The organism is Bizionia sp., assembly GCF_048259285.1.
GTDB lineage: Bacteria > Bacteroidota > Bacteroidia > Flavobacteriales > Flavobacteriaceae > Algorimicrobium > Algorimicrobium hallyeonense.
Genome location: NZ_JBLXHU010000022.1, coordinates 22,744 through 48,492 on the forward strand (window position 1 = coordinate 22,744; position 25,749 = coordinate 48,492).

The following is a 25,749-nucleotide window of genomic DNA, read 5'->3' on the forward strand; positions in this document are numbered from 1 at the left end:
TAGCTACTATTACTTTTTAGTCGTGGTTTTTTTCTTGGCTACTTTTTTGGCTGTCGCCTTCTTGGCAGGCGCCTTCTTTTTGGCTGCCTTTTTCTTGGGTGCATTTTTTTCTAGAATTGCTTGTGCCTCTTCTAACGTCATTTCACTAACATCATGTGTTTTTGGTAATTCAATTTTAGTTTTACCTTTTATAATGTTATGTCTGCCCCAACGTGCTTTTTCAACACGGATACCAGCATCTTCCCAATTATGGATAACCTTATCTATTTCTTTTTGAATTTTATCTTCAATTAAAGTTACAATATCATCATCCGATAAATTATCCCAATCATATTTTTTATTTACGTTAATAAACATATCGTTCCATTTTATAAAAGGACCAAAACGCCCTTTTCCTTTCTGAACCGGTAAATCTTTATACATATATATAGGAGCATCTGCTTTTTGCTTCTCTTTAATAAGAACAATAGCATCATCCAACTCTACGCTTAATGGATCTGTACCTCTTGGCAAGGACACAAACTGATCGCCAAACTTAACATACGGTCCATAACGACCGTTGTTTACCTCAACAGGTAATTTTTCGTATTCACCTAAAGATTTAGGAAGCTGAAATAAATCCATAGCTTCTTCATAGGTAATGGTATTTAATTGTTGCTCGGGAGACAGGCTTGCAAACTGTGGTTTCTCTTCATCATCCACGGTTCCAATTTGAACCATAGGTCCAAACTTCCCTAAACGCACACTTACCTGCTTTCCTGTTTCTGGGTCTTTTCCTAATATACGTTCGCCAGATTCCCGATCTGCATTCTCCTGGACATCAACAACAACTGGATGAAAGTCTTTATAGAAATCCTTCATCATTTTTTTCCAATCTACTTTACCTTCCGCAATTTCATCAAAATCCTCTTCCACTTTAGCGGTAAAATTGTAGTCTAAAATAGTTTCAAAATGATTCACTAGGAAATCAGTTACAATCATACCAATATCTGTTGGTACTAATTTCCCTTTGTCTGAACCTACTTTTTCAGAAAGTAATTTATCCTTAACTGCTCCATCTTGTAATGTTAATACCGTGTACTCACGTTCCACACCATCAATAGTTCCTTTTTCTACATAATTTCTGTTCTGAATGGTAGAAATTGTTGGCGCATAGGTGGACGGACGACCAATACCAAGTTCTTCTAGCTTTTTAACCAAAGACGCTTCAGTATAGCGCGCTGGTGGTCTAGTATACCGTTCGGTTGCGGTAATATAATTGTTAAGCAAGGTTTCGTTCACCTTCATGGCTGGCAACATACCATCTTGCTCTTCATCTTCATCATCGGTGCCTTCTAAATATACTTTTAGAAAACCTTCAAAGGTAATTACCTCACCATTTGCAGTAAAATTTTCGTTGTGTGTGGAGGCGTCTATTTTTAAATTGGTACGCTCTAATTCCGCATCGCTCATTTGTGATGCAATAGCGCGTTTCCATATTAAATCATATAATCTCGCTTGGTCGCGATCGATATTTACAGAATGATTTGCAAAATCTGTTGGACGTATAGCCTCATGCGCTTCTTGTGCGCCTTTAGATTTTCCTTTATACGTACGTGGTTTACTGAATTTAGAACCATAAGCACTTTCAATTTCTGCTTTGGCACCTTTTCGGGCCTCATCAGAAAGGTTGACACTATCGGTTCTCATATAGGTTATTAAACCGGCTTCATATAAGCGTTGTGCCATAGTCATGGTTTTACTTACAGAAAAGTATAATTTACGTGCTGCTTCCTGTTGTAATGTGGATGTTGTAAATGGTGCTGCTGGCGATTTTTTTGCTGGCTTTTTTTGTAAATCACCAATTTTGAATGTCGCTTTAGCATTTTTTTCTAAAAAGGCTTGTGCTTCTTTTTTAGATGAAAAATTCTTCGGAAGTTTTGCTTTGAAGGTTTGACCATCTTCATTTGAAAACTCCGCATCAATTCTATAAGATGCCACCGGATTAAATCCTTGTATATCACGTTCACGCTCTACAATGAGTCTCACTGAAACCGATTGCACACGTCCCGCGGACAAACCACCTTTTACTTTTCGCCATAAAACAGGCGATAACTCATAACCTACTATTCTATCTAAAACACGACGAGCTTGTTGTGCATCCACTAAATCGTAATCAATTCCACGTGGATTTTCAATGGCTTTTTGAATAGCGGTTTTTGTAATTTCGTGAAAAACAATCCGTTTTGTTTTCTCTTTATCTAAATTTAAAGACTCGGCTAAATGCCAAGCAATTGCCTCACCCTCGCGATCCTCATCACTTGCTAGCCAAACCATATCGGCTTTTTTTGCTAAATCTTTCAGTTTTTTTACTACTGCTTTTTTATCTTTAGAAACCTCATAAACAGGTTTAAAATCGCCTTCAACATCAACACCTAATTCCTTGGAAGGTAAATCAGCTATATGTCCAAAACTGGATTCTACTTTAAAATCTTTTCCTAAAAATTTTTCAATTGTTTTCGCCTTCGCTGGCGACTCAACAATAACTAAATTCTTTGCCATTTCATGTTTTTTAAGGCTACAAATGTATATGAAAAAAAGTACATGTTCCTAATTTTTAAAAATTCCTATGCTTTATTTTATCCCTACTACCAATAAAAAACCTGTATTTAAACAATTTTAAATACAGGTATTAAATATAAAATTAAATGTTTTTACAATTTACGATACAATATGATTGGTTGGTACTTCATCTTCAAAACCAATTACATTTTTATAAACTAAATACATAGGATGGTATACAAAAGGTGCTGTAACTAAAATACCTATACCGCACATTAACATACCAACAATTTGTGCTAAAAGTGACGCGATTATAGTTAAACCAAATACTAATAACCATTTTTTGTTTCCTAATTTAAAACTAGCCTTTATAATGTCACCAGCAGATAATTCTGGATTGAAGGCAAAAATAATGGAGAAGAAATATATGGGAACAACAACATAAATTATAGGCAATACACAAAGCATAACAGCTATTAAACTAATAAATAAAGCTGCAAACATTAATATCAGTAGCTTTCCAAAATATTTTCCTTTTAGATAATAAAAGAAATCTGATGTTTTAATAGGCTCATTATGGTCTAATCGTTTCATAATTCTAAAAAAACCTGCATTCAATGCTAGGGAAACAACACTTAGCACTAATATACCTGCTATAAAAAACAGCATATACATAATTCCCAAACCTGCAAAATAAGCCTGAAACGCTTCAGGATCTTGATCCCCTGTTGTTGCTTGAGAAATAATTATACCCAACAATGGTAAATATAATAACAGAATAAAAGGTAATACAATAATGAACGTTATAATTTGCAATAAAAAGCCTTGTACCCAAGTTTTCTTAAACAAATCAAACGCGTCGCTAAAAATAGTTCCAAAATCTAACGAAGGTGCATTCGCAATTTTTTCTAAAAGTGAATTCATTGTGTTCATAAGTGGTTAATTAGTTAGTGATAGATTTCAAATTACGGTTAATTATATAGCATGCGCAAAATTATTTTTTATTATATGACACTTTGTCACAGTGTAAAAAATAATTGTAACTTTGCATACTTATTGACTGAACCTCATTTCAGATGCATTTATGGAGAAGATTATAGACGAATCAAAACAAGGTGAAACCCTTATATTAGAAGCCAAAGAATCCAATACACGCAAACTTTTTATTGAAAGTTACGGCTGTGCTATGAATTTTAGCGATAGCGAAATTGTGGCTTCCATTCTTACCAACGAAGGATTTAACACAACCCAAAAGCTAGAAGAAGCTGATTTGGTTTTAGTAAACACCTGCTCTATTCGTGACAAAGCTGAACAAACCATTCGTAAGCGTTTAGAAAAATACAATGCCGTAAAAAAAATAAACCCCAAAATGAAAGTCGGTGTTTTAGGCTGTATGGCAGAACGTTTGAAAAGTAAATTTTTAGATGAAGAAAAAATTGTAGATCTCGTTGTTGGCCCAGATGCTTATAAAGATTTGCCCAATCTGCTTTCTGAAGTGGAAGCTGGTCGTGACGCCATAAACGTCATACTCTCTAAAGATGAAACCTACGGTGATATTTCTCCAGTACGTTTAAATACGAATGGTGTTACGGCATTTGTTTCCATTACGCGTGGCTGCGATAATATGTGTACATTTTGCGTTGTTCCTTTTACTCGAGGTCGTGAACGTAGTCGAGATCCTCAAAGTATTATGGAGGAAATAAACGATTTATGGAGCAAAGGGTATAAAGAAATTACACTTCTAGGTCAGAATGTAGACAGTTATTTATGGTATGGCGGCGGACTGAAAAAAGATTTTGAAAAAGCAAGTGACATGCAAAAAGCAACAGCTATCAATTTCTCGAAATTATTAGAACAATGTGCCCAAGCACAACCTAAAATGCGCATACGTTTCTCTACATCTAACCCGCAAGACATGACATTGGATGTTGTAGAAACCATGGCAAAATATAAAAACATCTGTAACCATATTCATTTACCAATACAAAGTGGTAGCAACCGCATTTTAAAGGAAATGAACAGGCAGCATACACGTGAAGAATATATGGATCTCATTACCAATATAAAACGTATTCTCCCAAATTGCGCTATAAGTCAAGATATGATTGCAGGTTTTCCAACAGAAACAGAAGCCGATCATCAAGATACGTTGAGCTTAATGGAATTTGTTCAATACGATTTTGGTTTTATGTATGCCTATTCAGAAAGACCAGGAACCATGGCTGGTAGAAATATGAAAGATGATGTTCCAGAAGCCACAAAAAAACGTCGTTTACAAGAAATTATTGATGTGCAACGTGCTAATGGTCATAAAAAAACATTGGCAAATTTAGGCCAAATCCATGAAGTGTTGATTGAAAAAGAATCGAAAAAATCCGATTTAGACTGGTCTGGACGAACCTCACAAAATACAGTTGTAGTTTTTCCGAAAGAACATTATAAAGTAGGCGAATTTGTAAACGTAAAAATAATAGACTGTACCACAGCAACACTCATTGGCGAGGCTGTTGGGTATTCAGAATAAAAAGGAGCTATTAATAATTAATAAGATTCCTGCCTTCGCAGGAAATTAGATATGGAATCAGTACAAGCAACCAAACAGCGTTTCGGCATAATTGGAAACGACCCAACACTTAATCGCGCCATTGAAAAAGCTATTCAAGTAGCACCAACAGATATTTCGGTTTTAGTAACTGGTGAATCTGGTGTGGGTAAAGAAAGTATTCCTAAAATTATCCATTCCCTATCTCACAGAAAACACGGTAAATATATTGCCGTAAACTGTGGTGCCATTCCAGAAGGCACAATTGACAGTGAACTTTTCGGCCATGAAAAAGGTGCTTTTACAGGTGCTACAGCCACTCGAAATGGTTATTTTGAAGTAGCCGATGGTGGCACCATTTTTTTAGATGAAGTTGGTGAATTACCACTAACAACCCAGGTACGTTTATTACGAGTTTTAGAAAATGGCGAATTTATAAAAGTAGGTTCCAGTAAAGTACAAAAAACCAATGTGCGCATTGTTGCAGCTACAAACGTTAATATGTTTGACGCAATTAAAAAAGAAAAATTCCGGGAAGATTTATACTACCGCTTAAGTACAGTTGAAATCAATTTACCACCGCTACGAAACCGAAAAGAGGATATTCATTTATTATTTAGAAAGTTTGCTAGTGATTTTGCTTTAAAATATAAAATGCCAACCATCAAATTATCCGATGAAGCTGTCGCTATATTATTAAAGTTTCGCTGGAATGGAAATATTAGACAGTTGCGCAATGTTGCCGAACAAATTTCCGTTTTAGAACAAACTAGGGAAATTTCGGCAGACACGTTGAGACATTATTTACCTTCAGAAAGCTCGCAATTACCCGCTGTAATTAGTAATACAAAATCGGAAAGCGATTTTAGTAGCGAACGTGAAATTCTATATAAAGTGCTTTTTGACATGAAAAGTGATTTAAACGATTTAAAGAAACTCACCATGGAACTAATGAAAACTGGAAATGCTTCAGAAGTTCAGAAGAAAAATGAGAGCCTTATCGATAAAATTTATGGCGAAGTAGATGATGACACGCAGGAGGCTTATGAAGATTTAGAAGTACTTTCCATTCCTGAAAAACCAAGTGACACCTATTCTGATGAACCTATTGAAACAGCAACAGACAAATATCATTTTGCTGAAGAAATTGAAGAAGAAGAAACGCTGTCCTTACATGATAAGGAATTAGAACTCATAAAAAAATCGTTGGAACGCCATGGCGGAAAGCGTAAATTAGCAGCTGCCGAATTAGGCATTAGCGAACGGACATTATATAGAAAAATTAAACAATACGACCTGTAATTGGTTTTAAAAATTAATTTATGAAAATCATAAAAATAGTTTTATCAGCTATCGTTTTAATCACCTTTTTGGGTTGTGGCGCCTATTCGTTTACAGGAGCTTCCATTGCTCCCGATGTTAAAACATTTCAAGTCAATTATTTTCAAAATAATGCTATTTTAGTAGAACCTGGTTTAGATCGGGACTTTACGAATGCTTTAACCGATTTATTAATAAATCAAACCAATTTAGATTTAGTAAAGTCTAGTGGTGATTTGGTTTACGAAGGAGAGATTACAGAATATCGTATTTCGCCTACTACAGCAACAGCCAATAACACAGCCGCTCAAAACCGATTGAATGTTACGGTAAATGTTCGTTTTTACAATATGAAAAACGAAGAAGATAATTTAGAGCAACGCTTCTCATTCTTTTATGATTATGCTGGAGCAGCATTATTAACAGGTTCTCAAAAAGACACCGCTTTAGCTGAAATATTCGAGCGTTTAACACAAGATATTTTTAATGCAACATTAGCAAAATGGTAATATGATAACAGCTGCTGAATTTTCTAAAATCATACAGAAACCCCAAGATATTTCGCCACAACAAACAGCGGAATTGAAAGCGATTTTGGAGCAATACCCTTATTTTCAAGCGGCTCGTGCTAGTTATTTAAAAGGATTAAAATCCAAATCTAGTATTAAATATAATAATGAGTTAAAAGTAACCGCTGCATATACCACCGATAGAAGTATTTTATTTGATTTTATTACGTCTGAAGCCTTTTTGCAAAATGAAATATCACAGCATATTAAACAACATTTAGACCATATTAAATCTATTGAAGTTGATTCTGAAGACATGTCATTTAATAAAAGAAGTCGGGTTGATGATGTTTTAAAGCAACAAATTACAGACACAGAAGGCACGTTAGATCCAGAATTGTTTCAACTTAAAACGAGTAAACCACCCATAGCGCATTTTCAGATTGATGAGGCATTACCAGTTGAAGACATTTCAAAAAATAAAACAATTGAATCGAATACGTCAGACTCGCCTGCTCCTGACCAAGTTTTAAAGCTAGGTCAACCGTTACAGTTTAATCATCAAGAAAAACATTCCTTTAATGAATGGTTAATGCTTACACGTTTTGAACCAATTAATCGGGGAACTGATAATATAAAGAGCGAAAAACCAATTGAAAGTGGTATAGAAAATACAGACAATTCGGAAACAGAACGCAGTAAAAAGTTTGATTTAATTGATGAATTTATCACCAAAAACCCGAAGTTAAAACCAAAAAAAACAACCACTGTAAACACCAATATTGCTGATGCACAAATGATTCAGCCAGAAGCCTTAATGACTGAAACTTTAGCCCGAATTTATTTAGAGCAAAAGAACTATAAAAAAGCAATTCAATCTTACAACATTTTAAGTTTGAAATATCCAGAAAAAAGTGGTTTCTTTGCAGACCAAATTAAAGCAGTAAAACAATTACAAGAACAAAATAACGAATAACATGAGTACGTTTACCATATTTTTAGCACTTATTGTAGTGGTTGCCTTTTTACTAATAGTAGTTATAATGGTTCAAAACCCTAAAGGTGGCGGATTATCATCATCATTTGGTGGTGGTGGCACTCAACAACTAGGTGGTGTTAAAAAAACAACAGACTTTTTAGACAAAAGCACCTGGACACTAGCAACAATTATGTTGGTGTTAATTTTAGTTTCTAATGTTACTATTAGCAGAACAGGAACTGCAGAGTCCAAAGCTATTGAACAAATCAATACACAACAACCTGCTCCTGTTGCACCTGCTGTTCCAGCCGCAACTAATGAAAGCACGGAAACACCAGACGCTTCTAACTAGAACGTGTTACAAAAAAACAAAAAAAGCCAACTTTTCAGTTGGCTTTTTTTGTACCCTAAAAGGAATGAATGAAATTTTGTCAGTATACTGCTATTGGCACATTTTTAGCATACTGCTAAAGCAGTAATTAAAATTATAATTAATAAAACAACATACAAAAATGGCATTAAAAATTAAACCATTAGCAGACCGTGTTCTTATTGAACCAGAAGCAGCTGAAACGAAAACAGCATCAGGAATTATTATTCCGGATAATGCAAAAGAAAAACCACAACAAGGCAAAGTAATGGCAGCAGGAAAAGGCACTAAAGACGAGCCTATGACTGTTAAGGTTGGTGATACTGTTCTTTATGGCAAATACGCAGGAACGGAATTAAAATTAGAGGGTAAAGATTATCTAATTATGCGCGAAAGCGACATTCTAGCAATAGTTTAATCGTAAAAATTCAAACATCCAATAAACAAATTATAAACATTAAAAATTGACACACTTGAATTCCTTTTTGGAATCTGATTACTGATTTTTTAAAGTTTAAAATTTTAAATAAAATTATTCATTATGGCAAAAGATATAAAATTTGATATTGACGCACGCGACGGTTTAAAACGTGGTGTGGATGCATTAGCAAATGCAGTAAAAGTAACATTAGGACCAAAAGGTCGTAACGTAATTATTAGTAGAAGTTTTGGTGCACCACAAGTAACTAAAGATGGTGTAACAGTTGCTAAAGAAGTAGAGCTTGAAAATGAGCTTGAAAATATGGGCGCACAAATGGTAAAAGAAGTTGCTAGTAGAACCAACGATTTAGCTGGTGATGGCACAACTACAGCTACCGTATTGGCGCAGGCAATTGTAAAAGAAGGTTTAAGAAACGTAGCGGCAGGTGCAAATCCAATGGATTTAAAACGCGGTATTGACAAAGCTGTTGAGACTATTGTTGCAGATCTTGCTAAGCAGTCCAAACAAGTTGGGAATTCTTCTGAAAAAATAAAGCAAGTTGCTTCTATTTCTGCGAACAACGATGAAACAATTGGCGATTTAATTGCCAAAGCGTTTAGTAAAGTTGGAAAAGAAGGTGTTATTACCGTTGAAGAAGCTAAAGGAATGGAAACCTATGTGGATGTTGTAGAAGGCATGCAATTTGACAGAGGTTATTTATCGCCTTACTTTGTTACTGATTCTGATAAAATGGTTGCTGATTTAGAAAATCCATACATTTTATTATTTGACAAGAAAATTTCAAACCTACAAGAAATACTTCCAATTTTAGAGCCAGTTGCGCAATCTGGAAGACCATTATTAATTATCGCTGAAGATGTAGAAGGTCAAGCACTTGCAACATTAGTTGTAAATAAATTACGTGGTGGACTTAAAATTGCTGCTGTTAAAGCACCTGGTTTTGGAGACAGACGTAAAGCCATGTTAGAAGATATTGCTATTCTTACAGGTGGTGTTGTTATTTCTGAAGAGCGTGGTTTTTCATTAGAAAACGCCGATTTAAGCATGTTAGGAACTGCTGAAACAGTAACTATTGATAAGGATAATACCACTATTGTAAATGGTTCTGGAGATGCTAGCGCCATTAAAAACCGTGTAAACCAAATCAAAGCGCAAATTGAAACAACAACAAGCGATTATGATAAGGAAAAACTTCAAGAACGTTTAGCCAAATTAGCTGGAGGTGTTGCTGTACTTTATGTTGGTGCGGCTAGTGAAGTGGAAATGAAAGAAAAGAAAGACCGTGTGGATGATGCACTTCACGCAACTAGAGCTGCCGTTGAAGAAGGTATTGTTGCTGGTGGTGGTGTTGCGCTTGTAAGAGCCATTGGTTTATTACAAAAATTAACAGCTGAAAATTTAGACGAAGTTACAGGTATCCAAATTGTAGCACGTGCTATTGAAGCACCTTTAAGAACCATTGTTGAAAATGCAGGTGGCGAAGGAAGCGTTGTAATTGCTAAAGTATTAGAAGGTAAAAAAGACTTTGGTTTTGATGCTAAATCAGGAACCTATGTTGATATGCTAAAAGCTGGAATTATCGATCCTAAAAAAGTAACACGTGTAGCATTAGAAAATGCAGCATCTGTTGCAGGAATGATTTTAACGACTGAATGTGCTTTAATTGACATTAAAGAAGATGCACCTGCTATGCCAATGGGCGGTGGCGGAATGCCAGGCATGATGTAGTCCAAAACTTTATAACTTAAATTATAATTTTAAAAACGCCTCAAGAAATTGAGGCGTTTTTTATTCCCATCCATGAAAAAAATGGATTATTGACGGGAAACCGTTTTTTCATTATTAATAAAAACAGTACTTTTAATCTTATAAAAGCCTCATTCATAACTTTAACCTAAAATGATGATTAAAAACATAGTAGCTTTCTTACTATTTGTACTTTGTTCAACTTATGGCATTGCACAAAACCCAGAGTTTAATTTCGTTGAAAAAAAATATCTGGATTACTACAAACTCCAACCTGAAACTATTTATACTCAGGTTAATAAATCGAAGTATTCAAGTTCAGAAGAGCTTTGGTTTAAAACGTACATTTATAATACACAAACACAAAAACCCTATTTAACAACGAGTAATGTGCATGCTAGCGTTTATGATGCTGACGGCCTTTTAATTGAAAAAAAAATGTACTATGCTGAAAATGGTATAACGCATGGAAACTTCAATTTAAAAGATAATTATTTTCCTGGCATCTATTTTTTAAAGGTGACAACCAATTGGATGAAAAACTTTAATGAACCTCATTACAGTCTTCATCAATTTGAAATTATAGGTAGTGATTCAAATTTTGAAAATCCCACCGAAAGCGAGCAAAAATACGATTTCCAATTATTACCTGAAGGGGGGCATTTACTGCTAAACACTAATAACAGCATTGGTTTTAAAGGAACAGATATTAACGGAGACCCTTTAATTATAACATCCGGAAAAGTACGAGATAGCAAGGGGAATACCATTTCAACCTTTAAGAGTAACGACTTTGGTATTGGGAAATTTAGTATGTTAGTTTCAGAAAATGAAACCTATACGGTTGAAGCTACATTAGAAAACGGTTCTAATATTTATCAAAATATGCAAAAAGCAGATGTTACAGGTTTGTCACTAACTGTAAATACGCTTAACCAAAACACCTTATTTGTTAGTGTAAAAACCAATAAGCGCACCTTACCATATTTATTGGAAAAACCGTACTACTTATTGATTCATAGAGATGGGCTTCTTAAAAAAATAGACATCAAATTTGAAGCTAACACCTTTGAATATACTATAGCAATTCCGAAAACAGATTTGTATAGTGGCATGAATATTCTAACTGTTTTTAATGAAAAAAACCAACCTGTTTTAGAGCGCTTGGTGTTTCATAAAACTGAAAATTTAATTCATGATGTGTCATTTTTAGGAAAAAAGGTTGGATACGATTCTACGCAAATCAGATTGGTTTCGAATAAAAAAAATACATTAAAAAAATACATGAGTGTTTCTGTTTTACCAGCTTCAACAGAATCTTACAACAATAGCAATACCATTATTTCAGCATTTCTATTACAACCATATATTAAAGGTTCAGTCGATAATCCACAAGCATATTTTAAAGATAACGAGCGAAAAACCAATTATAATTTAGATTTATTGCTGCTTACACAAGGCTGGAGTCGTTATGAATGGAATACCATCTTTCATGTACCACAAATTGCAAAATATAATTTTGAAGCTGGCTTTCAAATACAAGGAAAAATTAATGAAACAAATGCTGATGAGTATAAAGAAATCGTACTTTTTTCAGCTAACAATGAATTAATGATATCTACTGAAGTTAAAGACTCCTATTTCAGTTTTGAACATTTATCATTAATGGATAGTTCGGTAGTTTCCTTGAGTGCGAAAAATAAACGCGGGAAATTAGTAACCCCTAGAGTATATTATAATGTGTACCCTACCTTTAAAAATGATTCGCTTGACACCAAAAACATTATCAAAAATCCGGTTACCATTATTTCAACTAATGACAACTTCGTTTACGATGAGTCCATCACCCAGTTGGATACCATTATGTTTAAAGTTAAAAAAGAATCGAGACAAGAAAAGTTCATGATTAATGGAGGAGTTAATAATCGTTCTGTAGATTTAAAGAGCGTTTATAACTTTTCAACACGGATTCTAGATGTTATACGAAGTAATGGTTTTGATGTAATAGAATCTGGACAATCTACCATAAAACTACTTTCTAGGCGAAGTTCTAACTTACAAGGAAGATTAAGCCCGAATGTATACTTGGACGGTATTATTGTTTCAGATCAATTAGAACTTATACAACATTTAACGGTTGCAGAAGTCGAAAAATTATTTGTCGCAAAAACAGGTTATGGTATGGATGGCGCTGGAGGCACCATAAACATTTTCACTAAAGATGGTGGCAGATCCAAAAACAATCCGAAAGGCAAGTTTAGCAGCAATGCCATTAAAATAGGTTACTCTATGCCTAAAAGCTACTATGCGCCAATGTACAACACAACCAAACGTGATGCTTTTTCAAAAATGGGCGTTTTAAATTGGATTCCGAATGTGACACCCAATCAGAATGGCGAATTTGTATTCAATATCCCGAACTATTTCTACAATGAGATAAACCTCTATATTGAAGGTATGTGTGAAGATGGCAGTTTAATTTCGAAAGTAGAAACTATTAAATTAAAATAAAAGGAAACGGAGAAACGATTAATTGTTTACCAAATCCTTAATTACTAATAAAGCTTTGGCTTCATCAGCATCATGAACATGAATTTCAATTTGACCTAAAATTCCCGGATAGGAAGAATCAGATTTATTAATTTCAAAATATGCAATTTGCGCTTCGTCCAAGGCATTTTTTACACCTGAAACTTGCACTTGAGAATTACTGGATAGGATTAGTTTTCTTGACATGGTTCTTCTTTTTTAATGATATAGTAAGTTAATCATTTTAATGGAATATGTCAACAATAAAAAAACCCAAACTTTATGCTTGGGTTTTCTATATAGTTTTCCGTTAATTAATCATTTTTATGATCCTCTTGTACTGCTTCATCTCTATATAAGCAACAGGCATGTAAGCTATTATAAGCATCATCGCTTGCTTTGATTTCTTTGGTATCGTGACCAATATCGGCAATACTTTGATTAATGGTTTTTAAATCGGTTTTACGTTCATCAAAAATCAGCTTTAACTCATGAGTCTCTACATTCCATACAGCCGATTTTACACCTTTTGTTCTAATACATGCTTTCTCAATGCGTTCTTTACACATATTACAAACACCATCTACTTCTATAGAAGCTCTGGCGTTCTTATCTTGTGAAAAGGCTGTTAAACCAAAAAGCATGACTATTAATATTCCTAATTTTTTCATGTTGTTTTTCTTTTATGAATTCTGTAAAAACAGAAATCTGATTATTATTTTTAGTTTTAATTAATTTTAAATCGCAATCCGGCATAATACATACTACCAAATACGGATCCATATACAAATGTGGTATCAAAATTAGCGCCAAACGGATCATCGGCTGCTACAATTGGATTATCTTGACGCACATTGGTGACGTTTTCGCCTCCTAAATATACTTCAAATTTCGGAGAAAATACTTTAGTGACTTGCAAATTTAAAGTTCCAACCGTTGGTGTATACTTTGGTAATTGATACGCTACTGGATTTGTTTGCGTGGACGAAAAACGTTGCTTACTTAACCAATTATATGTGGCATCAAATTTCCAATGACCACCAGAATCGGTTTGATGCGTTTCATATCCAGCGTTGGCAAAGAAACGGTGTTTTGGCGTTAATGGCTTATCCAATTTACCGGATTGGTATTGGGTTTTAACATCGTAATACTTGTAAGCCAAACGTAAATCAAAACGATTAAATATAGTATAATTTACTTCTGCTTGAAAACTATTGGCATAACTATCACCTTCCAAATTATAAAAACTGACTGCCTGTGGGTTTTCATAATCTACGACAATTTGATTTTGAAAATCGGTGCGGTAATAATCAAACGTCACATCACCTTTTCTACCAAACAAATTAAACCCTTGCAGGAATGAAACGCCGTAATTCCAAGCAATTTCTGGGTCTAGCCCATAAACAGCACCTCCAGAATTAACAATGTTAATTGTTCTTGATGTTGCAAACATTTGTTGATTTTCTGTAAAGATATTCGCACTACGTTTTCCACGACCAACGGATGCTCTAAATGCTGACTTTTCCCAAGGTGTATATCGCAAATGCAATCTTGGCGTTACAAAAAATCCGAGTAAATTATGCTCATCTACACGAACACCGGCCGTTAGGTTTAAGTTCTCTAAATTATCATAATTATACTCAAAAAATGCACCTACAGATGATTCCGTTCGTTCGTAATCTTGGGTATTTACCAACTCATCATAATGATCATAAGTAAAACTTAAACCTGTTTTTACTTTATGACGTGTATCACCAATTAAGGTATTGTACATGGCATTGGCATATAAACTGTTTTGAACAATATCATAAACATTCAGCCCAAAATAAGAATCCTGTTCATGCCGACTAAAAGCCGTTTGAACACCAATACTTTGATACGGAATGTTCGGGTTTACATAACCCAACTTTGCAGACACCTCATAACGTTCGGTATCAATTTCACTTCCCCAAGCATTCGTAGTTCCTTTGTCTGTGTCTGGATTAAAATTGACTTCTCCTGTTTGCTTACCATCGTTTAAATACTTCAAATTAATAAAGCTAACAATACCCTTTTCCGGGTTGGTATATTGCCACCTGTTCATTACATTAATCTGATTGTAGGTTGGCATATCCATAAAATTATCATCATTTACGTCATGTTTCGTGTTTTGAGTACTGCCATGAAGATATAAACCGGTTGCCCATTTCTCACTTACTTTGGTATTTACATGAGTATTTAATTCATAGCGATCATTATTGCCACCATAAAGATTGACAAATAATTTTTTATCCGTTGAAGGTTTTACTAGTTCGGCATTTATTTGCCCTGCAATACTTTCAAAACCATTAACCACACTTCCGGCGCCTTTACCAATTTGAATACTTTCTACCCAAGTACCTGGAATAAAACTTAATCCGTAAGCTTGAGATGCACCGCGAATAGACGGAATGTTTTCTGTAGCAATCAAAATATAAGGCGTGGTTAATCCTAACATTTTTATTTGTCGTGTTCCCGAAACGGCATCCGCAAAATTTACATCAATTGATGGATTGGTTTCAAAGCTTTCTGCCAAATTACAACAAGCTGCTTTTAATAATTCATCGCTACTTACCACCATAATATTTTGGGATTGTAAATATGATTTTGCTGTAGCTTGATTTCTGGAGGTTACGACAACCTCATCCAATGCACTTGTTGGTTCTAATAAATGCTTTATAGGCTTGACAGAATGAACAGAAATCGTATCCGTTTTATAACCTACAAAACTGACGACTAATTTTTCATAATCAGATTGATAAGGAATGGTAAAATTCCCGTCAAAATCCGTAACAGCACCAACAGCAGTGTTTAACCAATAAACATTGGCACCTGCCACAGGCATTTCTTTTTGATCTTGATTGGCTTCTAAAATTACACCTTTCAAGTTATCTTGAGACATAACCAAAAATGGCATAAAGCCTAAAATAAATAATATATTTTTCATATTAAGAAAGATTTGGTTTGATGGTGAACTGTTTCGGAAGTGCCTCTTGTAATGTGGACAAGCCTATCTCTTTTTTCAATGTCATGCTTGCTTCTGAAGCTTCTATATGGACTTGAACATCTTGAATGGCATCCAGCTTTATTAGCGCATCTTCCACTAAATTTTCACAGCCATTGCAGGTCATCCCTGAAATGGTATATGTATGTATCATTATTAATATCGAATTAAAATTTAACGTATTTATAAGTTGTTTTGTTAATCAATGAAGCCACTGACACACAAAACCAATAGGGTTTTTATGAGGAAAAACTCACAAAATAAAAATCGTTAAATAATCAAATGATGAAAACTTGATCCAGAATCTGAATATCGAAAATCAAGTTGGGAGGAGAATAGTTTTCATGAGGAATAACCAATTGTGGTAAACCTTCAAATAAATTTAAGTAAGTATGCGCATAAGTCGCTATAAATAACTGCTGATCAAAATCGAGGTCATTGAACGTTTTTACGCTTAATTCATCTTGACCTTTTATAACATCAATCGTGTCTTTACAGCAATCCATAGCTGCTTTTAGCTCATAACTGTCTGATGTGCATTTTTCAGCGGTATCAAAAACGGCTGCATCAATTAAAACATCACCACAAAAATGCTTTTCAACAGTAAAAGATACCGTTGAAAATAAGACTAACAAAGCCATGCTAGCAGAAAATGTTTTATATATAAAGGTTTTTATCATACCGTAATTGTGCTGCAAATTTACAATAAATGTGTTTGATAAAATAATTTTTAAGCTTGATTAATGCGCGGTATTCTTCTTATGATAGAAAAAAGCCGGAATAAGAAGTAAAAGAATAAGTGGCTGAATTAAAAAGCGTCGCGTATTAAAAAACAAATAATAATCCTCTTGTTTCGGATTGATTACAAAATACAAAAACAATAAAATAAGAATCAGATAAGCAGCACCATAAATTAATAACGAAAATTTAAGCACGCTGACATCTTTAAAAATGGCAAATAAAATACCTAGAGACAGAACCGTATTCAATAGAAAACGCAAACTGGTAAAAGCGGTGAGCTTAAACACTTCACGTCTTGGTGAATCAATATAAAGATAATCGTTTTGAAAAAATGCTAAAAACGGATCATAAAACAACTGTTGCTCAAATACACGGATTAACACTAACATTGTAGCTAAAACTCCAATGGTTAAATAAGTTAATGCTTTACTCATTTGTTGGAAGCTATTTTTGAAAATCGGTTAACCCAAACTACCCAAAGCAAACACACCATACCATAAATAATGGCAGGAAAAATAACGGTATGCAAAATATCTTTTCGCCATGGATAATGGTATAACCCAACTGAAAGTATCACCACACGAAACAAATTAACAACATAAATCAAAACGCTTCCAGCTAAAAGGTAAATAATAGTTGTTTTAAAACGACCTGAAAACGCTAGAATAAATGCCATAAACAGAATGATAACACTTACGGAATTACAGCCTTCAATAACACGTGCTACATATTTCTCATTGATAAAAAGTTTCATGGACGCTTCATCTGGATGTGGCAAAACCTGCGCCTCATAACCCAATGTTTGCAGCAAATCCGCACTTTGTTGCGCCACAATATGTGTCATATAATCCGGATAATAAACCGCACCGGTTGATAATTGCAAATAAAATTTATACCCAAACGTCATAACCGCATAAACCAACAAAAACGTGAGTATAAACCTAATAACCGATTTGTATTTTTGAAGTAGTTTTTTCACGCTAAAATTTTAGTCATTTCGTTGTTAAAGTTATACAAATTGACACGTATAAATCATTGCAATTTAAATACTTTTGCGGAAACTTAAAAAACTAATGACACTCCAAGAATTAAAACCTGCTGTAACTGAAATTATTCAAAAAACAGAAACATCTGTAGATGACAGACTATTAGCTATTTGTGCTTTACTTGAAAAAGAAATACCCTATTATAATTGGGTTGGTTTTTATTTTAAAAATGGTGATAAAAACGAATTAAAATTAGGCCCTTATGTTGGTGAACCTACAGATCATACCATTATTCCGTTTGGAAAAGGTATTTGTGGTCAAGTTGCTATTAGCAATCAGAACTTTGTGGTTCCCGATGTGTCTGCTCAAGATAATTATATTGCGTGCAGCCTAACCGTAAAGGCTGAAATTGTAGTCCCTATTTTTGTAAATAGTCAGAATATTGGACAAATTGATATCGATTCCAATACACCCGATCCGTTTACAGAAATGGATGAACGCTTTTTGGAGTTTGTTTGCAAAAAAGTTGCTACAATTTTATAACTGTTAATAACTTCCTTTTTAAGTTGAAAAACAGTTGTGTTTTAAACCAAAACACAACCACTTTTTTTAATGTAATTCCCTACTTTTGCAGGCATAAAACAACACAACACACATGAGTACAACTAAAACTATTAAATCGGCATTAATTTCTGTTTTCAGTAAAGACGGGTTAGCGCCAATTGTAAAAACATTACACCAACAAAACGTTACGATATACTCCACAGGAGGAACCGAAAAATTCATTAAGGATCTAGGCATTCCTGTCGTTCCTGTTGAAGATGTAACCTCCTACCCATCTATTTTGGGAGGTCGCGTAAAAACATTACACCCAAAAGTTTTTGGCGGTATTTTAAACAGACAAAATAATACAAGTGATGTTGCAGAATTGGCTGAATTTAATATTCCGCAAATAGATCTAGTCATTGTAGATTTATATCCCTTTGAAAAAACGGTAGCTTCAGGTGCCGACACACAAGATATTATTGAAAAGATTGATATTGGTGGTATTTCACTTATCCGCGCTGCAGCTAAAAATTATGCCGATGTAGTTTGCGTGGCTTCTGTAAATGATTACAAGGAATTTTTAGAGTTACTTGAAACTCAAAAAGGAGAAACAACGGAAGCAGACAGAAAACGTTTTGCAGCAAAATCCTTCAATTTATCATCTCATTACGATTCGGCTATTTTTAATTATTTCAACCAAGATCATGAGATTGCCAGTTTTAAATTAAGCGAAAACAATGGTCAAGTTTTGCGTTATGGCGAAAACCCACACCAAAAAGGATTTTTCTTCGGCAATTTTGACGCTATGTTTACCAAGCTTCATGGCAAAGAATTAAGCTACAACAACTTATTAGATGTAGATGCAGCTGTAAATTTAATGAATGAATTTAAAGGTGAAGCGCCAACGTTTGCTATTTTAAAACACAATAACGCCTGTGGTTTTGCGCAAAGAAATACCGTAAAACAAGCGTATACAGATGCTTTAGCTGGAGACCCTGTTTCGGCATTTGGAGGCATTTTAATCTGCAATACGAAAATTGACCAAGCAACGGCAACTGAAATCCATAGTTTATTTTGCGAAGTGGTTATTGCACCTTCTTTTTCTGAATCTGCTTTAGAAATTTTAAAAGGTAAAAAGAACCGTATTTTATTAACGCAAAACGATATTGAACTTCCAAAAACTATTGTGAGAACCTGTTTAAATGGTGTTTTAGTTCAAGAACGCGATAGTTTAACAGACACTATTGAGAATTTAACCTATGCCACTAACAATAAACCAAGCGAAAGTGAGTTAGAAGATTTAATATTTGCTTCTAAAATTTGTAAGCACACTAAATCTAACACCATCGTTTTAGCAAAAAATAAGCAATTATGCGCTAGTGGAACCGGACAAACCAGTCGTGTGGACGCTTTAAATCAAGCTATTCACAAGGCACAATCTTTTAATTTCGATTTAAAAGGTGCGGTTATGGCAAGTGATGCTTTTTTCCCATTCCCTGATTGTGTTGAAATTGCCGATAATGCAGGAATTTCAGCGGTCATTCAACCAGGTGGTTCTATAAAGGATCAGTTAAGTGTGGATTATTGTAATGAAAATAATGTGTCCATGGTTATGACAGGAACACGTCATTTTAAACATTAGTATTTTTATGAAAGTGAAAATCAGTATTGCTTTCAACGAAATTTCAAATAAAAACAGATATAAAAATCATCCAATAAGTAAACCACAGATAATAATTGCAATACTTTTATTACATTTACAAGATTTGATTAACAACCCTCAAATAAACGACTTAAGCACATGGGATTTTTTGACTTCTTAACTGAAGAAATTGCAATAGATTTAGGTACTGCAAACACCCTTATTATTCATAATGACAAGGTGGTTGTGGATAGTCCGTCTATTGTTGCACGTGATAGAATTTCTGGAAAAATAATTGCCGTTGGAAAAGAAGCCAGCATGATGCAAGGAAAAACTCATGAAAACATTAAAACTATTAGGCCATTAAAAGATGGTGTAATTGCAGATTTTGATGCCAGTGAGCAAATGATTAGTCTGTTTATAAAAAATATCCCTGCCCTTAAGAAAAAATTATTCCCACCATCCTTGCGTATGGTAGTTTGTATTCCTTCGGGGATTACAGAAGTAGAAATGCGTGCGGTTAAGGAATCTTGTGAGCGTGTTAACGGTAAAGAAGTATACTTAATTCATGAACCTATGGCAGCCGCTATTGGTATTGGAGTAGATATTATGCAACCCAAAGGAAACATGATTGTAGATATAGGTGGTGGTACTACCGAAATTGCCGTAATTGCTTTGGGTGGTATTGTTTGTGACAAATCGGTTAAAATTGCTGGTGATGTTTTCACCAATGACATAATTTATTACATGCGTACACAACATAATTTATATGTGGGTGAACGTACTGCCGAAAAGATAAAAATTCAAATTGGTGCTGCTACCGAAGATTTAGAATTACCTCCAGAAGACATGAGTGTTCAAGGTCGTGATTTACTAACAGGTAAACCAAAACAAGTTCAAATTTCCTACCGTGAAATTGCTAAAGCGCTTGATAAATCTATTTTGCGTATTGAAGATGCTGTTATGGAAACACTATCTCAAACGCCCCCAGAATTAGCTGCCGATATTTATAATACAGGTATTTATTTAGCTGGTGGTGGTTCTATGCTTCGCGGATTAGATAAGCGTTTATCACAAAAAACGGATTTACCAGTGTACATTGCTGAAGATCCTTTACGTGCAGTAGTTCGGGGAACAGGTATCACGCTTAAAAATTTATCAAAGTTTAAAAGCGTCTTGATAAAATAGCATACTAACTCATGCAACAAATCATTAAATTCTTTTTAAGAAACAAAACTTTTTTGTTGTATTTGCTGTTGCTTTTTATTGCGGTTATTTTTACAATTCAATCGCATTCTTATCATAAAAGTAAGTTTATAAATTCGGCTAATTTTGTTACGGGAGGTGTTTATAATTCCGTAAATAACTTAACCGTATATTTCAATTTAGAATCGCAAAATCAACTTTTACAAGAAGAAAATGCGCGTTTAAATTCTGTTTTACACACACCACACGATACTATTAATTCTAGTTTTATATCCGATAGTATTTATTCGGGTGTTAATTATAAGTTTACAACGGCGCGTGTAATAAAAAATAGTTATTCAGTAAAAAACAATGTCTTACTTATTAATCGCGGAAAACGCGACAGCATTCAACAGGATTTCGGGGTTATTACACCAAATGGAATTTTAGGAATAGTAGATCAAACCAGTAATAAGTTCGCAACGGTTTTATCCATATTAAATACTAATATTAAAATTAGTGCTCAATTAAAAAACTCCAATCATTTTGGGTCATTAATGTGGGACACCAAATCACCTCATGTTGTGCAGTTAAATGAAATTTCTAAAATTGCACCCTTAAAAAAAGGCGATACTATTGTAACTTCGGGCCGTTCGGTAATTTTTCCAAAAGGAATTCCCGTTGGAACGATTCAAGATTTTAGGCTAGATGTAGCCGAAAATTTCTATACCATAAACGTCCAGCTTTTTAATGACATGACCGATATTGAATATGTGTACATTATAGAAAATGTTGATAAACCTGAAATAAACAGTTTACTAAAACCTAGCAATGAATAATAACGTCCTTTTATATAGCGTTCAGTTTATTGTGCTTGTGTTGGCTCAAGTTTTGGTGTTTAACCATATTAACTTTTTAGGGTCAATAAACCCGTATATATATGTAATTTTTATCTTGTTATTTCCTGTAAACAATAACCGACTTGTTTTTCTTTTATTAAGTTTTGCACTAGGATTAACAATAGATATGTTTTCAGATTCTGGAGGCGTTCATGCAGCTGCAGCAGTAACTATAGCTTTTATAAGACCTGTTGTACTTAAATTCTGTTTTGGCTCTGTTTATGAGCATCACACTATTAAGTTTAAAAATGTAGATTTTGGAGCCAAAGTCATTTATTTTATCATTTTAATTTTCATTCACCACTTCATTCTATTCGCTTTAGAAATATTTAACTTTAATGATATAATTTTGGTGCTTCAAAAAACGTTATTTTCAAGTATATTCACTATTATACTGTGTTTTATAACAACCATTTTATTCAGTAGGAAAACTTAATGCGACAATTTTTACTCTTTTTTATTATCATTATTGTAGGCTTTACTTTTATTGGTAGGCTATTCTATTTGCAGATATATTCAGCAGAAGCGCATGATATCCTAAATGACAATGCTATCCGTAAAGTATACGATTACCCCAAACGTGGCTTTGTTTATGATAGAAATAACAAACTTTTAGTAGGCAATCAACCATCCTATGATGTGATGGTTATTCCTCGTGACGTAAAACCTTTAGATACAACCGAATTTTGTTCACTTTTAAAAATAACCAAGGAACAATTTTTAAAAACCTATAAACGTGCTTATAATTATTCGCCTAGATTACCCTCTGTTTTTATAGCCCATTTATCTAAAGAGGATTATGCGGTTTTACAGGAGAAAATGCGAAAATACGAAGGATTCTATATCCAAAAACGATTGCTTCGTGATTATCAAACAACGGTTGGAGCCAATGTTTTAGGCTTTATTGCTGAAGCGACACCAAGCCAGATTGAAAAGAATCCGTACTATATTATGGGCGATTTAATTGGAAAACAAGGTGTAGAATTATCTTATGAAGAAGAGTTGCGTGGTGTTAAAGGTATTAAATTCATCCAAAAAGACCGTTTCAATCGGGACATTGGTCCCTATCAAGACGGAAAACACGATACCATACCCAAACAAGGTAAAGACATTACCATTACTATTGACCAACGATTACAGGAATATGGCGAATTACTCATGTCCAATAAGCGTGGTGGAATTGTTGCTTTAGAACCAAAAACAGGTGAAATTTTAGCTTTGGTATCAGCGCCTTCATATGATCCAAATTTATTGGTTGGTCGAAAACGTTCTAGAAATTACACCAGATTATATAATGACAGTATCCACTTACCTTTAATAGATAAAGGACTTTTGCGCGTTCACGAACCTGGTTCACCTTTTAAGGCTATTGTAGCCTTAACCGCTTTACAAGAAGGTGTAATTACACCGCAAACCAATGTGTTTTGCTCTGGTGTTTATCATTATGGTCGTCGTGGCACTATGGGTTGCCACTGTGGTGGAGGGAATCGCGATTTAATTTCTGGAATTTCTAAATCTTGTAACTCCTATTTCGCCACTATTTTCAGACGCAGTTTGGATATTGTTCCTAATTCTAGCAAAGCTATGGATATCTGGAGCGAGCATGTAAAAAGCTTTGGATTGGGACAGTTTTTAGGTACCGATTTACCTATTGGAAAAAAAGGAAATATCCCAGATGGTGCGTATTATGACAAATGGTATCCTGATTTTAATTGGGGCGCAACAACTATTATTTCAAACTCCATTGGTCAAGGTGAAATTTTAGTCACACCTGTACATTTAGCAAATATGACAGCTGCTATAGCCAATCGAGGGTTTTATTATACACCACATATCATTAAACATATTGAAGGTCAAAAATTAGACCCGAAATTTACCACACCAAACTATACAACAATTGATAAAAAACATTTTGAACCTGTAGTAGAGGGCTTATTTGATGTATATGAAAACAATGGAACAGCACGTTCACTCCGCGTTCCAGGTATTGAAATTTGTGGAAAAACGGGAACGGCTGAAAATTTCGCCATCATTGAAGGCAAACGCACACAATTAACAGATCATTCCTTATTTATAGCATTCGCACCTAAAGATGACCCTAAAATTGCCATTGCTGTTTTTGTGGAAAATGGCCATTACGGTTCTACTTATGCAGGAAAAATTGCCAGCTTAATGATTGAAAAATATATTAATGAAACTATTACAAGAACCGATTTACAAGATTGGATTTTAACCTATAGTTTGGAACATGAATATTTGAAACCATATTCTGGCGCGCCGTTTAAAATTAATAGGCAATCCACTTTTCAACCAATTCCACCAGAAGAAGTAGAAAAATTAAAAAGCAAATTACACACCAGTAATTAATACTAATGGCAAGAGAAACAAATAAATATTTCAAGTTTGACTGGATTACCATCGTTTTATTTATGATGTTGGTTGGCTTTGGTTGGATGAACATCCTTTCGGCTTCTCATATTGGTGATACTATAGATTATTTTGATTTTTCACAACCTTACGGTAAGCAGCTCATTTTTATAATACTAACGTTTTTTCTTATCGTTTTAATTTTATCTATTGAAGCCAAATTTTATGAACGGTTTTCAAGTGTTATTTACCTGATAAGCATGCTATCTCTTATTGGGTTGTTTCTTTTTGGGAAAAAAGTAAATGGCGCTATTTCATGGTATGGTATTGGTGGTATGACTATTCAACCTAGTGAGTTTGCTAAAGCAGCCACAGCTTTAGCGGTTGCCAAATATGTTAGTGATTTAAATACCGACATTAAGACCTTTAAAGATCAAATACGCCTTTGCATTATAATAGCACTTCCTGCTATTTTAGTACTCATGCAAAACGATGCTGGAAGCACACTTGTTTACACCTCTTTTTTCTTTGTTTTATACAGAGAAGGCTTACCAAAAATTTACTTATCTATTGTTGTAGTTTTGGCATTTATATCAATAGCCGCTTTAAAATTTGGCATTGTAATTACTATTATAGCTTCGGCTGTTTTAATATTTGCATTTCATTTTTTAAGAAAACGACGACCATCGGTATTACAGCCATTAGCCATGCTTAGTGCGGCCGCTATTATCTCTTTTTCAATAAACTTTTTTTATACAAATATTTTACAAGCGCATCAAAAGGATCGGATTAGTTTATGGCTTCGGTTAGAGAAGGATCCGGTAAAAATTCAAGAAATGCAACGTGACATCCTGTATAATCTCTATGAATCTGAAAAAGCTATTAGCTCTGGTGGTTGGAAAGGGAAAGGCTATTTAGAAGGCACACGAACCACGGGAAAATTTGTTCCCGAACAACATACCGATTATATATTTAGTACTGTTGGCGAAGAGTGGGGTTTTGCTGGAACCACCTTTGTTGTTTTAGTGTTTGTGCTTCTATTATTACGGATTCTGCATTTGGCAGAACTCCAAAAATCGCAATTTAGTCGTGTTTACGGGTATAGCGTTGCCTCCATAATATTCTTTCATTTCATGATTAATATAGGCATGGTAATGGGCCTAATTCCTACCATTGGTATCCCACTACCCTTTTTTAGTTATGGTGGCTCCGGACTTTGGGGGTTTACTATTTTGCTATTTATTTTTATTAAGCTAGATTCTAATCGGATTAATGAGTGGTAAGCATACCTGATGGAATTTGCATCGTAAATCTATAGGTTCATTTTATAAGATATTCTTCATCTAGAAACGTATTAAATTTACTAATTTATAAAAAAACATA

General features: G+C 34.2%; 24 protein-coding genes. 15 read left to right on the forward strand and 9 right to left on the reverse strand.

Annotated features, from left to right (window positions below; all coding sequences use genetic code 11):
* Positions 1-9: 9 nt before the first annotated feature.
* Positions 10-2,541, reverse strand: coding sequence for a type I DNA topoisomerase (topA, locus tag ACN0QX_RS11035; protein WP_248397914.1), 2,532 nt, complete (start codon positions 2,539-2,541; stop codon positions 10-12).
* A 159-nt stretch (positions 2,542-2,700) separates the two neighbouring features.
* Entirely contained in the window at positions 2,701-3,474 is a 774-nt protein-coding gene (locus tag ACN0QX_RS11040) for a hypothetical protein (protein WP_417197004.1), read from the reverse strand.
* Between the two features lie 151 nt (positions 3,475-3,625).
* On the opposite strand from ACN0QX_RS11040, the gene miaB reads away from it, so the two are divergent.
* The 8 genes from miaB to ACN0QX_RS11080 all read left to right on the forward strand — a co-directional run bounded on the left by miaB (position 3,626) and on the right by ACN0QX_RS11080 (position 12,960).
* Positions 3,626-5,065 carry a tRNA (N6-isopentenyl adenosine(37)-C2)-methylthiotransferase MiaB gene (gene miaB, locus ACN0QX_RS11045; RefSeq protein WP_417197006.1) on the forward strand — a complete coding sequence of 480 codons (1,440 nt, stop codon included), beginning with the start codon at positions 3,626-3,628 and terminating at the stop codon, positions 5,063-5,065.
* A 51-nt stretch (positions 5,066-5,116) separates the two neighbouring features.
* Entirely contained in the window at positions 5,117-6,385 is a 1,269-nt protein-coding gene (locus ACN0QX_RS11050; RefSeq protein ID WP_376859047.1) for a sigma-54 interaction domain-containing protein, read from the forward strand.
* A 20-nt stretch (positions 6,386-6,405) separates the two neighbouring features.
* On the forward strand, positions 6,406-6,912 hold the full coding sequence (locus ACN0QX_RS11055; protein WP_248397903.1) for an LptE family protein: 507 nt from the start codon (positions 6,406-6,408) through the stop codon (positions 6,910-6,912).
* Position 6,913: 1 nt separating this feature from the next.
* Positions 6,914-7,888, forward strand: a complete 975-nt coding sequence (locus ACN0QX_RS11060; protein ID WP_248397900.1) for a hypothetical protein — start codon at positions 6,914-6,916, stop codon at positions 7,886-7,888.
* 1 nt (position 7,889) lies between these two features.
* The gene (gene secG / locus ACN0QX_RS11065) at positions 7,890-8,243 is read left to right on the forward strand and encodes a preprotein translocase subunit SecG (protein ID WP_066256321.1); all 354 of its coding nucleotides are present in this window, start codon (positions 7,890-7,892) and stop codon (positions 8,241-8,243) included.
* Between the two features lie 160 nt (positions 8,244-8,403).
* Positions 8,404-8,679: a co-chaperone GroES gene (locus tag ACN0QX_RS11070; protein ID WP_066248585.1), complete on the forward strand. Its 276-nt coding sequence runs from the start codon at positions 8,404-8,406 to the stop codon at positions 8,677-8,679.
* A gap of 123 nt (positions 8,680-8,802) precedes the next feature.
* Positions 8,803-10,431 (forward strand): chaperonin GroEL, encoded by a 1,629-nt coding sequence (gene groL / locus ACN0QX_RS11075; RefSeq protein WP_248397894.1) that lies wholly within the window; start codon positions 8,803-8,805, stop codon positions 10,429-10,431.
* 171 nt (positions 10,432-10,602) lie between these two features.
* The gene (locus ACN0QX_RS11080) at positions 10,603-12,960 is read left to right on the forward strand and encodes a hypothetical protein (RefSeq protein ID WP_417197010.1); all 2,358 of its coding nucleotides are present in this window, start codon (positions 10,603-10,605) and stop codon (positions 12,958-12,960) included.
* A gap of 18 nt (positions 12,961-12,978) precedes the next feature.
* On the opposite strand, the gene ACN0QX_RS11085 is transcribed toward ACN0QX_RS11080, so the two are convergent.
* From ACN0QX_RS11085 to xrtF, 7 genes are all read right to left on the reverse strand, one after another.
* On the reverse strand, positions 12,979-13,185 hold the full coding sequence (locus ACN0QX_RS11085) for a DUF2007 domain-containing protein (RefSeq protein ID WP_248397891.1): 207 nt from the start codon (positions 13,183-13,185) through the stop codon (positions 12,979-12,981).
* 107 nt (positions 13,186-13,292) lie between these two features.
* Positions 13,293-13,649: a heavy-metal-associated domain-containing protein gene (locus tag ACN0QX_RS11090; RefSeq protein WP_248397888.1), complete on the reverse strand. Its 357-nt coding sequence runs from the start codon at positions 13,647-13,649 to the stop codon at positions 13,293-13,295.
* A gap of 56 nt (positions 13,650-13,705) precedes the next feature.
* On the reverse strand, positions 13,706-15,943 hold the full coding sequence (locus ACN0QX_RS11095) for a TonB-dependent receptor (protein WP_417197013.1): 2,238 nt from the start codon (positions 15,941-15,943) through the stop codon (positions 13,706-13,708).
* Between the two features lies 1 nt (position 15,944).
* Entirely contained in the window at positions 15,945-16,154 is a 210-nt protein-coding gene (locus ACN0QX_RS11100) for a heavy-metal-associated domain-containing protein (RefSeq protein WP_248397882.1), read from the reverse strand.
* Positions 16,155-16,278: 124 nt separating this feature from the next.
* Positions 16,279-16,680: an HYC_CC_PP family protein gene (locus ACN0QX_RS11105; protein ID WP_248397879.1), complete on the reverse strand. Its 402-nt coding sequence runs from the start codon at positions 16,678-16,680 to the stop codon at positions 16,279-16,281.
* A 60-nt stretch (positions 16,681-16,740) separates the two neighbouring features.
* The gene (locus ACN0QX_RS11110; RefSeq protein ID WP_417197016.1) at positions 16,741-17,175 is read right to left on the reverse strand and encodes an exosortase F system-associated membrane protein; all 435 of its coding nucleotides are present in this window, start codon (positions 17,173-17,175) and stop codon (positions 16,741-16,743) included.
* The gene (gene xrtF, locus ACN0QX_RS11115; RefSeq protein WP_417197018.1) at positions 17,172-17,720 is read right to left on the reverse strand and encodes an exosortase family protein XrtF; all 549 of its coding nucleotides are present in this window, start codon (positions 17,718-17,720) and stop codon (positions 17,172-17,174) included. The genes ACN0QX_RS11110 and xrtF overlap by 4 nt, the downstream gene beginning before the upstream one ends.
* Positions 17,721-17,814: 94 nt before the next feature.
* Here xrtF and ACN0QX_RS11120 point away from each other — a divergent pair, with 94 nt between their 5' ends.
* The 7 genes from ACN0QX_RS11120 to rodA all read left to right on the forward strand — a co-directional run bounded on the left by ACN0QX_RS11120 (position 17,815) and on the right by rodA (position 25,649).
* Entirely contained in the window at positions 17,815-18,270 is a 456-nt protein-coding gene (locus ACN0QX_RS11120) for a GAF domain-containing protein (protein ID WP_417197020.1), read from the forward strand.
* Between the two features lie 112 nt (positions 18,271-18,382).
* A complete protein-coding gene (purH, locus tag ACN0QX_RS11125; protein ID WP_417197022.1) occupies positions 18,383-19,915 on the forward strand; it encodes a bifunctional phosphoribosylaminoimidazolecarboxamide formyltransferase/IMP cyclohydrolase in 1,533 nt (510 codons plus the stop codon).
* A gap of 159 nt (positions 19,916-20,074) precedes the next feature.
* Positions 20,075-21,103 (forward strand): rod shape-determining protein, encoded by a 1,029-nt coding sequence (locus tag ACN0QX_RS11130; protein WP_248397866.1) that lies wholly within the window; start codon positions 20,075-20,077, stop codon positions 21,101-21,103.
* An 11-nt stretch (positions 21,104-21,114) separates the two neighbouring features.
* Positions 21,115-21,939: a rod shape-determining protein MreC gene (mreC, locus tag ACN0QX_RS11135; RefSeq protein WP_417197024.1), complete on the forward strand. Its 825-nt coding sequence runs from the start codon at positions 21,115-21,117 to the stop codon at positions 21,937-21,939.
* On the forward strand, positions 21,932-22,435 hold the full coding sequence (locus ACN0QX_RS11140; RefSeq protein ID WP_417197026.1) for a rod shape-determining protein MreD: 504 nt from the start codon (positions 21,932-21,934) through the stop codon (positions 22,433-22,435). The genes mreC and ACN0QX_RS11140 overlap by 8 nt, the downstream gene beginning before the upstream one ends.
* Positions 22,435-24,366: a penicillin-binding protein 2 gene (mrdA, locus tag ACN0QX_RS11145; RefSeq protein ID WP_248397858.1), complete on the forward strand. Its 1,932-nt coding sequence runs from the start codon at positions 22,435-22,437 to the stop codon at positions 24,364-24,366. The genes ACN0QX_RS11140 and mrdA overlap by 1 nt, the downstream gene beginning before the upstream one ends.
* A 5-nt stretch (positions 24,367-24,371) precedes the next feature.
* The gene (rodA, locus tag ACN0QX_RS11150; protein ID WP_248397855.1) at positions 24,372-25,649 is read left to right on the forward strand and encodes a rod shape-determining protein RodA; all 1,278 of its coding nucleotides are present in this window, start codon (positions 24,372-24,374) and stop codon (positions 25,647-25,649) included.
* Positions 25,650-25,749 lie beyond the last annotated feature (100 nt).

What these genes read in the sequence shown, in the direction of transcription:
- topA (WP_248397914.1), bottom strand. Translation starts at nt 2,541, where the DNA reads ATGGCAAAGAATTTAGTTATTGTTGAGTCGCCAGCGAAGGCGAAAACA.
- ACN0QX_RS11040 (WP_417197004.1), bottom strand. Translation starts at nt 3,474, where the DNA reads ATGAACACAATGAATTCACTTTTAGAAAAAATTGCGAATGCACCTTCG.
- miaB (WP_417197006.1), top strand. Translation starts at nt 3,626, where the DNA reads ATGGAGAAGATTATAGACGAATCAAAACAAGGTGAAACCCTTATATTA.
- ACN0QX_RS11050 (WP_376859047.1), top strand. Translation starts at nt 5,117, where the DNA reads ATGGAATCAGTACAAGCAACCAAACAGCGTTTCGGCATAATTGGAAAC.
- ACN0QX_RS11055 (WP_248397903.1), top strand. Translation starts at nt 6,406, where the DNA reads ATGAAAATCATAAAAATAGTTTTATCAGCTATCGTTTTAATCACCTTT.
- ACN0QX_RS11060 (WP_248397900.1), top strand. Translation starts at nt 6,914, where the DNA reads ATGATAACAGCTGCTGAATTTTCTAAAATCATACAGAAACCCCAAGAT.
- secG (WP_066256321.1), top strand. Translation starts at nt 7,890, where the DNA reads ATGAGTACGTTTACCATATTTTTAGCACTTATTGTAGTGGTTGCCTTT.
- ACN0QX_RS11070 (WP_066248585.1), top strand. Translation starts at nt 8,404, where the DNA reads ATGGCATTAAAAATTAAACCATTAGCAGACCGTGTTCTTATTGAACCA.
- groL (WP_248397894.1), top strand. Translation starts at nt 8,803, where the DNA reads ATGGCAAAAGATATAAAATTTGATATTGACGCACGCGACGGTTTAAAA.
- ACN0QX_RS11080 (WP_417197010.1), top strand. Translation starts at nt 10,603, where the DNA reads ATGATGATTAAAAACATAGTAGCTTTCTTACTATTTGTACTTTGTTCA.
- ACN0QX_RS11085 (WP_248397891.1), bottom strand. Translation starts at nt 13,185, where the DNA reads ATGTCAAGAAAACTAATCCTATCCAGTAATTCTCAAGTGCAAGTTTCA.
- ACN0QX_RS11090 (WP_248397888.1), bottom strand. Translation starts at nt 13,649, where the DNA reads ATGAAAAAATTAGGAATATTAATAGTCATGCTTTTTGGTTTAACAGCC.
- ACN0QX_RS11095 (WP_417197013.1), bottom strand. Translation starts at nt 15,943, where the DNA reads ATGAAAAATATATTATTTATTTTAGGCTTTATGCCATTTTTGGTTATG.
- ACN0QX_RS11100 (WP_248397882.1), bottom strand. Translation starts at nt 16,154, where the DNA reads ATGATACATACATATACCATTTCAGGGATGACCTGCAATGGCTGTGAA.
- ACN0QX_RS11105 (WP_248397879.1), bottom strand. Translation starts at nt 16,680, where the DNA reads ATGATAAAAACCTTTATATATAAAACATTTTCTGCTAGCATGGCTTTG.
- ACN0QX_RS11110 (WP_417197016.1), bottom strand. Translation starts at nt 17,175, where the DNA reads ATGAGTAAAGCATTAACTTATTTAACCATTGGAGTTTTAGCTACAATG.
- ACN0QX_RS11120 (WP_417197020.1), top strand. Translation starts at nt 17,815, where the DNA reads ATGACACTCCAAGAATTAAAACCTGCTGTAACTGAAATTATTCAAAAA.
- purH (WP_417197022.1), top strand. Translation starts at nt 18,383, where the DNA reads ATGAGTACAACTAAAACTATTAAATCGGCATTAATTTCTGTTTTCAGT.
- ACN0QX_RS11130 (WP_248397866.1), top strand. Translation starts at nt 20,075, where the DNA reads ATGGGATTTTTTGACTTCTTAACTGAAGAAATTGCAATAGATTTAGGT.
- mreC (WP_417197024.1), top strand. Translation starts at nt 21,115, where the DNA reads ATGCAACAAATCATTAAATTCTTTTTAAGAAACAAAACTTTTTTGTTG.
- ACN0QX_RS11140 (WP_417197026.1), top strand. Translation starts at nt 21,932, where the DNA reads ATGAATAATAACGTCCTTTTATATAGCGTTCAGTTTATTGTGCTTGTG.
- mrdA (WP_248397858.1), top strand. Translation starts at nt 22,435, where the DNA reads ATGCGACAATTTTTACTCTTTTTTATTATCATTATTGTAGGCTTTACT.
- rodA (WP_248397855.1), top strand. Translation starts at nt 24,372, where the DNA reads ATGGCAAGAGAAACAAATAAATATTTCAAGTTTGACTGGATTACCATC.